We start from the raw sequence: 12,152 nt of genomic DNA on the forward strand, positions 1-12,152 counted from the left end.
TTAGCGACCAGGAGCCGGGAAGGCGCCTGCTGCGTGGCGATGGTGGGTGGCCTTGACCTGCCGTTCAGACTTCCACGAGATTCGTCCCGTCGAATGCGGGTAAAATCCCTCGCACTTGGGAGGGGCGATGGCAGATACGACGCCACAGCAGGGCTCGGAGAGTACGCCACCAGCCGGAGATGCGGAGCTTACAGTTCCGCCAGAGCCTCAAAATATGCATGAATCCAGAGAAATTAGACATTCTGGACTCAATGCCTGGGGGGCGTTCTTTGCTGGTCTCGCCGCCTTAATGACTGTGTTCACTGCGGTGGCGACTTCATATGTAGCGGTGGCTACATATCAAGATCAAAAAAAGCAGGATGCAGAGAAGGAGGAAAGTGCGGCGTCGGATTTCGCGCAAAGGGTAGAATTTGTACCAAATCATGACGGCTCGGCAACACTCGACAATCCGAACAGTTTCCCGTTGACTGATGCAACGATTAACTTTGTTGGACTTGTTCCGAAGCGCGGTGATGAATCATTAACGACGACTCTCGTGCTGTACTCGGAATGGTCGTTGCTTCCGGCGTGCAGTCGATTGCGCGTTGACTTCTCCAAAGCTCTCGCGCGTGGTCAGCAATTTGGCATTCCAACCCGCTATGCCAAAGCGAAACTCCGATCTCCGTTCGCCTACTTTTGGGATCGCAATGGCGCGACGTGGGTCTCTAATGGAGACGAAGTTTTCCATACTGGTACTTTGGCGGATATGAACTTGGCCAATCTCCCCACTACTAATACGGACCATATCAAGGTTTTCAGGATCGCAATTTCACCTCTCTGGTGGAAGGTTACGAAATCTCCCAGATGTAAGTAGAGCAGGCATTTCTAGGTCGGATCTGGGATGAGATGGAATCTTGACCCTTGTGGGTATGGAATTTCTCCTAACAGAGAACCTTGCGATGTCAGCCAGCCATCGCGATGTATTCCACACCGAAAGAGTTGTCGCGATGACTGGTTGCCAAAATCTGCGCGCAGATGCACCTTTTATGGCATCTTAATTCCATGTAATGAAAGAAGTTCCAGGAGATCGGGGGAGCCATGGGGGCGATTTCGCGAGTATGGAATTGGTATCAATTCAATGCCAGTACTCCGCAAGAGCGACTGGAAGAACGACAGAGCCGCGACGAAGAAATAAAAATTCGACGACGCATTTTGTTTACTTTACCCCATGAGCCCGCAGACAGGGAGAACCTTATCGGGGCAGCACAGAAAGCCGCCATCGGCGTATTTCTTCCTGTGTGGATGTACCGCAGAAATAGCAGGCTTGCCATCGTTGGGGCAGGAGCAGTCACAGCAGGCAGCGCGGCCCTTCTCTTGTGGTTGCTTAATGGCGGCACCATCCTAAGCTCCTTCGTGAAGCTGACACCTTCGAAAGGGTCCGGATTAGCGATTCTCAGCCAAGCGGAGGTTCTGATTATCTCAACCACGACGGGCGCCCTATGGGTTGGCCGAAGGGCGGTAATGGCTCTATTGCGCGATCGGCTCCACGCGTCCCCTGAGCCGGAAAGGAGCGGATTCGACTTATTTCTCATACTGTGTGCGGCCGCAATGGGGATAGCTATCGTGGGTATACCGTGGATCGTATTTTTCGCGTCCGCTAATTACCAAGAATGGCCTATCGGTTGGCAGGTGCTTCTGGGGGGAGGTCTGCTTTTGGGGATTGCTCTGCCCCGTTGGGCAAACATCTTTAGGAATTTTCTCGATAGGCATGCGCGCACAGTATACGAAGAGCCGATCGATCAAATTGTGTGGCAACTCCATTACCTTGCATGGACCTTGTACGTCAGAAAGCCTCAATTTCTTAAAACGCGAGTCCTGAGAGAGATTCGAGGCCATATCGGTGAAACGGCTAGGGTTATCGAGCTGAATCCCGTGCCGCTCCGAACCACACACTGGAGAGAGAGGGCGCTACGGAGGCAGATACGCCAGAACCATGCACGTATCGCAGCAGTACTTCGGGGTCTCAGTAAAGATATTGCAACCCTGCACTCTCTAGATCAATACGACCGAGTATGTGCGGCCGTCTTGGCTGGTGCCACTGCCGCCGCTCACGGTGATTGGGATGAGCTGCTTAAAAATGCGCCTGAAGTAACTCTCATATCTCGCTCGGCACGCAGTCTCCGCAAGGCGGCTCCAGCTCTAACGCTGGTGGGTGCGGCGCTCACAATCCCAGCGCTGCCCGGTGTCGGTCCTGCTTCAGATGGAATTCGCGTGCTCCTTCTGGCAACAGCCGTTCTATCTATTCTTCCAGCTGGCGATGCCACACGTGACATCGTTAGAGGCACACTAGATAAGGCGCTATTAAGGGATTCGGGAACTGGGGCGGCGAAGAGTACCTGAGACGTCGTCGACGTGACCAGGTAGGTAGGTGTAGCGACTTCGGCCGAGAGCTGCTTTGGTGCGAGTGATCATGACCCCGCCTCGTATTGGCCAGAGGATGGCCGCAGGGTGGCACAACGCGCGATTCGAAAGCCCTCGGCCCGCTCCTGCCCGACGTCGCGCGCCCGTTTTTCACCACTGGCAATAAGCCACGGTTGCATCGTCCCCAGACTTATAACGCGGCCATCGGAGGCCTGTTGGATCTGTGGCTTCGACCTTCCGCACAGTTTCAATCAGCTTGTGCGGCCCTCCGGTCTGAAGCGTGGCGAAGACATCGGACCAGGTCGCCATGCCGTATTCCGTGACCAGCCTCGACACGCCGTCCGACATCACGGCGGCGGACCGGATGCCCTTCATCGGTGTAGTACCGGTCAGGGCGTGTTGTGCCGCGTCTGGGCGGGCAGCGGCCACCCAGTAGCCCGCTGGCGTGTTTCGGAGTTGCCGTTGAGCAAGTACGAAGCGCTGTAGCGCGTCCCTGTGCTCTGGGGTGTGAGTCTGGTGACTCTCGACTTCAGCCCGCAGGTCAGGCAATACCTCGTCCACTCGCAGGTCACTGATCACGTTGTAGTAGTCGGGGCCTTCAAAGACGATCGGCGAATCGGCCAGCACTAGGTGCTCTAGAACTCCGTACTTGTGGCGCAGGATCGCAACCGTGGCCGATGGAGTCCCAGGGTCACTGAGGTCGCAGTTTGGATGCATGGCCGCTACGCGTTCGAGAGTATCGGCGAAGCCCTCCGAAAGGGGACGGTCAAGATCTGCGAGAGCGGCTAGAAGAGACCCCCCGAGGTGGGCGACGTACCACGGGACACCATGACGGCATCCTGTGGACAGTCCAGCAGTACTGAGGCCGTCCAGCACCACGGCGAGTGTGGGAGTGCCGGCTACCCAATCTTCGTTGGCGTTGGCTCCTCCACCTTACGTTTCAAAGCAGACGCGCATGATCAGCCTTCGTGTCGGTACAGCGGGGTAACGCGGCGGCTCTCCAGCACTTCCAGCGTCTCAGGGTTGTAGCGGCACGAGATCAGCGTTGAGAAGCGCCGCGTACGAACCTCCCTGTATAGCTCTGCCAAGTTGTGCTCCAAGTAGTGCACGACTCCGTTCGCCCCTATGGCGTGGATACCAGCGATGTACAAGAACGTCCCGCGCCCGTCCAAGCGTGGGAGGCGTCCGAGGTAACCGAAGTCGCCGGCGGATCCGTCCTCGTCCATCGGGGACCGGAACTCATCTCCAGTCCTCTGGTCCAGTAGGTGCCAGGCATGGTCTTTCTCAAACCGCAGGTTGTCATCCCCCTCCAGCACCTGGGCAACGATGGGCGACAGCCGAGGACCGCAGATGACCACGTGGTTGTCACGGTTGAGGTTGACGATGCCAGTCGGAGGAATCACCTCGTACTGAGCGTCAAGCTTCATGCCGCCGAGAAGCTTGCGCAGATGCTCGAAGTTGTCGAGGTCTTCCTGCACTACGACCGCACTCGGGTTCTCGTCAGGCCCCTTGCCCGCCTCAGGCTTCCCGCCCAGAGAGACGGTCACCAGATCCGTACCGAAGAACGCCCTCTCCGGGGGCGGTCCGGCGGATGCCAGCTGTCCGACTCGCCCTCGACTCACGCCCAACTTTGCGGCGATCTCTGCCTGAGTCATGCCTGACGCCTGCGCCTCTTCGATGGCCTCGCGGCGGATACGGGACAGCTCCAGCACCCACCCCTGATAGGTCGCCATCAGGTCAATCGCAGCCTTAGCCCGCTCGACCGGGACCGCAGTCTCGGCCACCCGCTTCATGCGGCCAGTACACCGACCCCAAGTCCATGCAGATCACATTCCGGCAGTACGCCGACAAGTGGTTGGACACCAGGACTTCGAGTCCGATGACGCGGAAGGAACTCGGCCGGCGCCTTCGGCTGCACGTCTACCCGGTGCTCGGCTCCCGGCCGATCGGGACGTTCCGGCCGGAGCACATCAGGGAGCTTGTCGCGGCCCTGGAAGCGAAGCCCGGCGTCAGTGCCTCCTACGCCCGGAACATCTTTGCGGACGTCCAAGCGGTCCTGTCCGCCGCTGTCGACGACACGCTGTTGTCCCGCAATCCGTGCGGTGCCCGCACCGTTCGGCGCCCCAAGCCTGATCCGCACCCCGTCATCCCGTGGGTGCCCGACCAGGTGTTCGCCGTTCGCGCGGCCCTTCTGGACCGGTACCAAGCGATGGTCAACGTCGGAGCTGGGTGCGGCCTGCGCCAGGGCGAGGTGTTCGGGCTCGCTGAGGACGCCATAGACGCCGACGGCCGCACGCTTCACGTGGTTCGGCAGATCAAGCACGTGGAAGGGCACCCGGTCTTCGCCCTCCCCAAGGGAGGCAAGAAACGGGACGTCCCCCTGCCCGACTCCGTGGCGGAAGCCCTCCGGGCGCACATGGACGCCTTCAAGCCCGTAGAGATCACGTTGCCGTGGGACGTACCGGAGGGCCCGAAGGTATCCGCTCGTCTGATCTTCACAGCGGAGCAAGGGGGCATTGTCTGGCGGAGCAACTTCAACGGCAAGGAATGGAAGCCTGCTCTCGCGGTCGCTGGACTCATCCCGTACGCGGACGATGACGGCAAGTACGACTCAGCGCGCGAGCACGGCATGCACGCCCTACGGCACTTCTACGCATCCGCGTTGCTGGACGCGGGTGAGAACATCAAGGCTGTCAGCGAGTACATGGGGCATGCCGACCCGGGGCTGACACTGCGGGTCTACGCGCACCTGATGCCCGACAGCCGCAAGCGTGCCCGCCTGGCCATCGACAAGGTGTTCCAGCGCGACTCTCAGGAAGATCACGGCCCACAGACGGCCCAGTGACCCACGGACGGCCCCTGAACTGCCTTTTTATGCAGGTCAGGGGCCATTGCCCGTAGAGAAGCCTCTGAAGTTCCTCAACTCTGCTTTGGCCCGTGAGACGGAGGGGCATCTCCAGCTCACGCAACCGGCGAGGCGCCCACGGGGGGTCGCTTCGGGGGGTAACGGAAGGAGGGTGAGCCATGGTCATCGGCATCATCCTGTTGGTTCTGGTAGGCGTGTTCCTGGTGGGTGTGGCGGCCGTCGTGTTCAACGGTTCGGTACGCCGGCGGACGCGGGTGCGGGCGGCTGGAGGCGGCGCCGCCGCGGGCGGCGACAGCTGGTGGGTCGGCGGCGGAGGCGGGTCCGACTCCGGGAGCAGCGGGCACTCCGGGGGCGGCGGCCACCACGGTGGGCACTCGTGCGGTGGTGGGCACTCCTCCTGCGGCGGCGGGTCGTCCTGTGGTGGCGGGTCGTCCTGCGGCGGCGGAGGCGGATGCGGGGGAGGCAGCTGACACGGGGCAGCTGAGCTCCTCAGGGGGAACCGCATCCGCGGACGGGGGAGCGCGGGGGCGTGGGTCCGGACCTGGGTCGGGACCTGCGCCCCCGCGTGGTGTGTCCGGGGGGCGGGATGCACGCCCCGCGTGGTGCGTGTGGGGCGGAGCTCACGGACCCCGCTTGGGTCGGCATCCGCGCGCCCCGTGTTGCACCTGGAGCGAGGTACACCACCCCCGCCCGTCGCGCCCCCGCCGGGACACACGACCCCCGCTTGTCGCACTAACTCCCCGGCGTTCCGGCGCTCCGGCGCGTGCTCCGGGCGCCGTCGTGCGCGCCGTGGTTGAACAGTTGAGCTGTGGAGCCCACGGAGGGATGGAAACCCCACGAAGTTGGGTAAAAACGCTGTGGCGGCGCCACTGTTCATGATTCCCTCTAAATCACCAACGCAGCCCCTCGGACGTCCTACGGACACGTCCTGACCTCCCGACTGGGCTGACCGGGCCGATCCCCCCACAGTCGCCCGGGCGTGCCGGAACCCCACACCACCCTTTCTTTGCGTGCTAGCGGAGCCGACCCATGCTCACGACCCTGAACACCTCGTACACCGACACGCGCGCGGCCGACCTCGCCTGGGCGCTGGGGCGCGAGCCGCTGCCCGCCCTCGCCACGCTCGACCTCGAACTCGCCGGGGCGAAGCTTCAGTTGAGACTCCTCGGCGCGTCCCACCAAGTGCTCCTTGAGGAGGAGCGGGGCACCTGCTCGGAGACCGTGGCCTGCATCGCCGGCAGCAGCACACCGCTGCCGCTGGGCGTGGCCAAGCGGATCGGCGACTGGGAGTACGAGTTCGCCGCGCGGCTGGAACGGCTGTCGCCCGGTCAGTTCGCCGGACGCGCACAGGAGTTGCTGGCGCTGGTGTCCGACCATCCGAACGGACTTGCCGGTGTCTTCCCGGGCAGCCCGCACGCGTTCACCGCGTTGCTGGCCCAGCGCTACGACGGGCAGGTGCACTGGCGGACCTGGCACGCGTACCCGCAGGACGGGCAGTTGGTGGCCACCCGGACCCGGGTGGGCGTCCGGGTCCCGGTGGGGACGTCGGGGTGAATCACGCAAACCCCTGTTTCCCGGTTCACTCCCAGTTCCACACGTGTGGGTGACGAAGCGTGCCGTGGCCGTGACGTAACGTCGCACCGTGATCGAGCCGCACGCCCCCGCCCCGCCCGGCGCTCCGCCGCCCTGGGCCGGGCCCGCGCGGCTGCCGGTCCGGCAGCGGACCGGGCGGTTCCTCGTCCTCGCGTGCGTCTTCGTCTGCGCGGCCTGCGGACTGGTGTACGAGCTCGAACTGGTCGCCCTGGCCTCGTACTTGATCGGCGACTCGGTCACCCAGGCGTCCGTCGTGCTGTCCGTCATGGTCTTCGCGATGGGCGTCGGCTCGCTCGCCGCCAAGCGGCTGCGCTGGCACGCGGCAGCCGCCTTCGGCGCGCTGGAGGCGCTCCTCGCGCTGGTCGGCGGATGCAGTGCGATGGCCCTGTACGCCGTCTTCGCCTGGACCGGCGACTGGGGCGGACCGTGGGCGAGCGGGCCGCGCTGGCTCCTGGTCGCCTTCTCCCTCGCCATCGGCCTGCTCATCGGCGCCGAAGTCCCCCTGCTGATGGAGCTGATCCAGCGCATCCGCCGCCAGGACGCGGGCGGCGCGGTCGCCGACCTGTTCGCCGCGGACTACGTCGGCGCACTGGTCGGAGGCCTCGCCTTTCCCTTCCTCCTGCTGCCCCAGCTGGGCCAGTTGACCGGCGCGATGCTCACCGGCGCGGTCAACGCGGTCGTCGGCGCCGCCCTGGTCCTCGGCCTGTTCCGGCGCGACCTGAGCCGCCGGGCCCGCCGGCTGCTGCTGGGCGCCAACCTCGCCGTACTCGGCGTCCTCGCCACCGCCACCGTCCTCGTCGACGACTTCGAACAGGCCGCGCGGGAAGCCGTCTACGGCGACGACGTCCGCGTCGTCCTCCAGACCGGCGTGCGGGAGATCGCCCTGACCGGCGGCACCGACGGCCGCCCCCTCGACCTCTACGTCGACGGCCGCCTCCGGGTCGGCGGCCGCGCCGGGGACCGCTACCACGAGGCCCTCGTCCACCCCGCGATGGACGGCCCCCACGCGCGCGTGCTCGTCCTCGGCGGCGGGGACGGCCTCGCCGCCCGCGAAGTGCTCAGGTACTCCGGGGTGCGCCGGGTGGACCTCGTGGCGCTCGACCCCGCGGTGGTGGACCTGGCCCGCCGCGACCCGGCGCTCTCCCGCCTCAACGGCCATGTGTACGGCGACGCACGCGTGCACGTCACCGTCGCGGACGCCTTCCGCAGCTTGCGGACGGGGCCGCCGGTGCCGTCGTACGACGTGGTGATCGCCGATCTGCCCGACCCCGGCAGCACCGCGAGCACCAAGCTGTACTCACAGGAGTTCTACGGCCTGGTCCGCCGCGTCCTGACCCCCGGCGGCCGGCTCGTCGTGCACGCCGGGCCGGTCTCCTCCCGTCCCCGCGCCTTCTGGACGGTGGAGGCCACACTGCGCGCGGCGGGCCTGCACACCACGCCGTACCGCCTCTCCGCCCGCGTCCCGGGCTCCCCCGTGGGTCCCGACCGCACGGCCCGCGCCGCGTCGCGGACCCCGGACGACTGGGGCTTCGTCCTGGCGTCCCCGGGCGCCCGACCTCCCCTGCTCCTCGGCGACGGGACACCGGGCTCGCGCCTGAGCCCGCGCCTGAACTCGCATCTGACGGAGGGAGACCTGCGGGCGGCCGAGCGGGCGGCGGAGGCGACGCGGGTCCGGGGGCTGACGGCTTCCACGCTGGTGCATCCGCGGTACTGAGCGGGAGGGGGCGCTGAGCGGGCGGGGTCCGGCCCGGGGCCGTCCAGGGGCCGACCCGCGGTCGGTTTCGGGCAACGGGAGTGCTGCGGGGGTCCCCCGTAGGTAGGCTCGCAGGCATGGAGCATGAGGTGTTCGTTCCGGTTCCGGTCGAGCGGCTGAGGGAGGCCCTGGGGGACCCCGCCAGGGTGGCCCGGGCGGTTCCCGGGCTCCAGCAGGACGCCGGCGCGGAGCCCGTCGCCGGGCGCCTGAAGGTGCGGGTCGGCAGCCACTCCATCACCTACCGGGGAGCGGTCCGTGTCACCGGCCGCGACGACGGTTCCTACGCCGCCGAGGGCGAGGCCACCGAGGCCCGCGGCACCGGCTCGGTCAAGCTCTCCCTCACCCTCCGCCTGCGCCCCGCGGACGACGGCACGACCCTGGCCTTCGAGGCCACGGCCACGGCGGACGGCCGCGTCACGGAACTCCCGCAGGACGCGGTGGGCTCCGCGGTCGTACGCCTGCTGAACCGTTTCGCGGAGGGGTTGGCCGAGACGGTGGAGACGCAGGAGCCGGACCAGGCGGAGGCTTCCGAGGCGCCGGACGCGCCTGAGGCCGCGACCTCCGAGGCCGTGCAGACGCCCGAGGCCGTGGAGACACCCGAGGCCGAGGAACGGCCCGAAGCCGGGGAGACGCCCGAAGCCGGGGAGTCGCCGGAAACCGAGGAGGCGCCCGAAGCCGAGGAGGCCCCAGCTTCCGCCCCCGCCCCCGCCCCCACCCCCGTCGAGGACTTCACCGAACCCGTGAACCCCCCGGCCGAGGCCGCCCACGCCCGCCGCACGATGATCGGCCGCAGTGCGGAGGAGGTCGACCACGCGCCCCCGCGGGGCCGTTACGCCCCCGTCCCCGCCCCCCAGACCGTGGCCGCCGGCGTGACCCTGCGCTGGGCGGCCCCGGCGGCGGCCGTGGTGCTGGCGTCGGCGATCGTGGTGACCCGGGTCCTGAGAAAGCGCCGTTGAGTACTGTCGTCCCGTGAGCCATGAAGACATCACGCTGACCGCGGGCGATGCGGAAGTGACCTTGCAGCCGTCAAACGGCGGACGGGTCGGGGGACTTCGGGTCGGAGGTGTCGAACTGCTGCGGCAGGGCGAGCGCTTCGGCTGTTTCCCGATGGTCCCCTGGTGCGGCCGCACCAGGGACGGCCGCTTCCGCGACGGCGCCACCCTCCACCAACTGCCGCTCAACTCCCCACCGCACGCCATCCACGGCACGGCCCGGGACGGCGCCTGGACCGTCGCCCGCAGCGGCACCGACGAGGCGGTGCTGACGTACGACCTCGTGGACCCCTGGCCCTGGCCCGGCCGTGTCACCCAGATCGCGGCGCTCACCCCGGACGCCCTGACGCTCACCATGTCCGTGGAGACGTACGACTCCTCCTTCCCGGCCCAGATCGGCTGGCACCCCTGGTTCAACCGCACCCTCGACGGCGGCGAGGGCGTGCGGCTCGACTTCACCCCCGCCTGGCAGGAGGAGCGCGGCGAGGACCACCTGCCCACCGGGAAGCGCATCGACCCGAAGCCGAGCCCCTGGGACGACTGCTTCGGCATGCCCGACGGCGTGGACGTCACCCTCGCCTGGCCCGGACAGCTGGAGCTGAAGGTCACCAGCCGCGAGGAATGGGTCGTGGTCTACGACGAGCAGGAGGCCGCCGTCTGCGTGGAGCCGCAGACCGGGCCGCCCAACGGCCTGAACACCCTGCCGCGCCTGGTCACGCCCCTGGAGCCGCTGGAGGCCTCGACGACCTGGACCTGGCGGCGCCTCTAAGCTGACAGGCATGACTGACGCGCGTGCCGCCCTGAAGCAGCAGATCCTCGACAAGGCCGTGGTGCACGGCAAGGTGACCCTGTCGTCCGGCCTGGAGGCCGACTACTACGTCGACCTGCGCCGCATCACGCTCGACGGCGAGGCGGCCCCGCTGGTCGGCCAGGTGCTCCTGGACCTGACCGCGGACCTGGAGTTCGACGCGGTCGGCGGCCTGACCATGGGCGCCGACCCGGTCGCCGGCGCCATGCTGCACGCGGCCGCCGCGCGCGGGCAGCGCCTGGACGCCTTCGTCGTCCGCAAGGCGGCCAAGGCGCACGGCATGCAGCGCCGGGTGGAGGGCCCCGACATCGCCGGCCGCCGGGTCCTGGTGGTCGAGGACACCTCCACCACCGGCGGCTCCCCGCTCACCGCGGTCGAGGCGGTCCGCGAGGCGGGCGCGGAGGTCGTCGCGGTCGCCACGATCGTCGACCGCGCGACCGGCGCCGCCGAGAAGATCGAGCAGGGCGCGGGGGTGCCGTACCGCTTCGCGTACGGCAAGGACGAGCTGGGTCTCGACTGAGTTATCCACAGGCTGAGACGGCTCGGGCGAAGCATCCGGGTGAGTCTGGAAAGATGGGGCCGACGATGACGTCGAACCCCCACACAAGGTCTAGGTCAGGGCCGTAAGTACGCAGTACGCCAACCCGCAGATACAAGGAGCGGACACATGCCGATCGCAACCCCCGAGGTCTACAACGAGATGCTCGACCGGGCGAAGGCAGGCAAGTTCGCCTACCCGGCCATCAACGTGACCTCGACCCAGACCCTGCACGCTGCGCTGCGCGGCTTCGCGGAGGCCGAGAGCGACGGCATCATCCAGATCTCGACCGGCGGTGCCGAGTTCCTGGGCGGCCAGTACAGCAAGGAGATGGTCACGGGTTCCGTGGCCCTCGCCGAGTTCGCGCACATCGTCGCCGAGAAGTACCCGGTCACCGTCGCGCTGCACACCGACCACTGCCCCAAGGACAAGCTCGACGGGTACGTACGCCCGCTGCTCGCCGTGTCCGAGGAGCGTGTGAAGGCCGGCGGCAACCCGCTGTTCCAGTCCCACATGTGGGACGGCTCGGCGGAGACCCTCGCCGACAACCTCTCCATCGCCCAGGAGCTCCTGGAGCGCGCCCGCGCCGCCAAGATCATCCTCGAGGTCGAGATCACCCCGACCGGTGGCGAGGAGGACGGCGTCTCGCACGAGATCAACGACTCGCTGTACACCACCGTCGACGACGCGATCCGTACGGCCGAGGCGCTGGGCCTGGGCGAGAAGGGCCGCTACCTGCTGGCCGCCTCGTTCGGCAACGTCCACGGTGTGTACAAGCCGGGCAACGTCGTCCTGCGCCCCGACCTGCTGAAGGAGCTGAACGACGGCGTGGCCGCCAAGTTCGGCAAGCCGGCCGGTGCCCAGCCCTTCGACTTCGTCTTCCACGGCGGCTCCGGCTCCACGGAGGAGGAGATCCGCACCGCGCTGGAGAACGGCGTCGTCAAGATGAACATCGACACCGACACCCAGTACGCCTTCACGCGCCCGGTCGCCGACCACATGTTCCGCAACTACGACGGCGTCCTGAAGGTCGACGGCGAGGTCGGCTCCAAGAAGACCTACGACCCGCGCACCTGGGGCAAGCTGGCCGAGGCGTCGATGGCCGCCCGGGTCGTCGAGGCCACGCAGAACCTGCGCTCGGCGGGCACCCGGATCAAGTAATCCCCCTGTTTGCGACGAGCCCGGTGCTACGGCACCGGGCT

The 12,152-nt window shown here is 66.9% G+C and carries 9 protein-coding genes and 1 pseudogene; 8 read left to right on the forward strand and 2 right to left on the reverse strand.

Translation table 11 applies throughout. The features are described from left to right. Positions 1-127: 127 nt before the first annotated feature. The gene (locus AC2XR2_RS24205) at positions 128-853 is read left to right on the forward strand and encodes a hypothetical protein (RefSeq protein ID WP_491516285.1); all 726 of its coding nucleotides are present in this window, start codon (positions 128-130) and stop codon (positions 851-853) included. A 1,697-nt stretch (positions 854-2,550) separates the two neighbouring features. Here the strand turns inward: AC2XR2_RS24205 and AC2XR2_RS24210 are convergent. Beyond that, complete coding sequence (locus tag AC2XR2_RS24210) at positions 2,551-3,279, reverse strand: hypothetical protein (protein WP_491516286.1); 729 nt, start codon at positions 3,277-3,279, stop codon at positions 2,551-2,553. Positions 3,280-3,359: 80 nt separating this feature from the next. Continuing rightward, positions 3,360-4,193, reverse strand: a complete 834-nt coding sequence (locus AC2XR2_RS24215; protein ID WP_491516287.1) for a sigma factor-like helix-turn-helix DNA-binding protein — start codon at positions 4,191-4,193, stop codon at positions 3,360-3,362. Positions 4,194-4,195: 2 nt separating this feature from the next. On the opposite strand from AC2XR2_RS24215, the pseudogene AC2XR2_RS24220 reads away from it, so the two are divergent. The 7 genes and pseudogenes from AC2XR2_RS24220 to fbaA form a co-directional block, all read left to right on the forward strand. Continuing rightward, positions 4,196-5,245: pseudogene (locus AC2XR2_RS24220) on the forward strand (tyrosine-type recombinase/integrase); the annotation flags it as partial. A gap of 1,050 nt (positions 5,246-6,295) precedes the next feature. Then, positions 6,296-6,820 (forward strand): DUF2617 family protein, encoded by a 525-nt coding sequence (locus AC2XR2_RS24225; RefSeq protein ID WP_330265494.1) that lies wholly within the window; start codon positions 6,296-6,298, stop codon positions 6,818-6,820. 88 nt (positions 6,821-6,908) lie between these two features. Further along, entirely contained in the window at positions 6,909-8,573 is a 1,665-nt protein-coding gene (locus tag AC2XR2_RS24230) for a polyamine aminopropyltransferase (RefSeq protein WP_491516288.1), read from the forward strand. Between the two features lie 116 nt (positions 8,574-8,689). After that, positions 8,690-9,568 carry an SRPBCC domain-containing protein gene (locus AC2XR2_RS24235; protein ID WP_491516289.1) on the forward strand — a complete coding sequence of 293 codons (879 nt, stop codon included), beginning with the start codon at positions 8,690-8,692 and terminating at the stop codon, positions 9,566-9,568. Between the two features lie 13 nt (positions 9,569-9,581). Further along, positions 9,582-10,373 (forward strand): aldose epimerase family protein, encoded by a 792-nt coding sequence (locus AC2XR2_RS24240; RefSeq protein ID WP_491516290.1) that lies wholly within the window; start codon positions 9,582-9,584, stop codon positions 10,371-10,373. Between the two features lie 10 nt (positions 10,374-10,383). After that, positions 10,384-10,932 (forward strand): orotate phosphoribosyltransferase, encoded by a 549-nt coding sequence (gene pyrE, locus AC2XR2_RS24245; protein ID WP_123762135.1) that lies wholly within the window; start codon positions 10,384-10,386, stop codon positions 10,930-10,932. A gap of 147 nt (positions 10,933-11,079) precedes the next feature. Continuing rightward, entirely contained in the window at positions 11,080-12,111 is a 1,032-nt protein-coding gene (fbaA, locus tag AC2XR2_RS24250; RefSeq protein ID WP_123762136.1) for a class II fructose-bisphosphate aldolase, read from the forward strand. The last annotated feature ends 41 nt before the right edge of the window (positions 12,112-12,152 follow it).

The sequence above is a fragment of the Streptomyces sp. LS-MS-L19 genome, assembly GCF_058382285.1.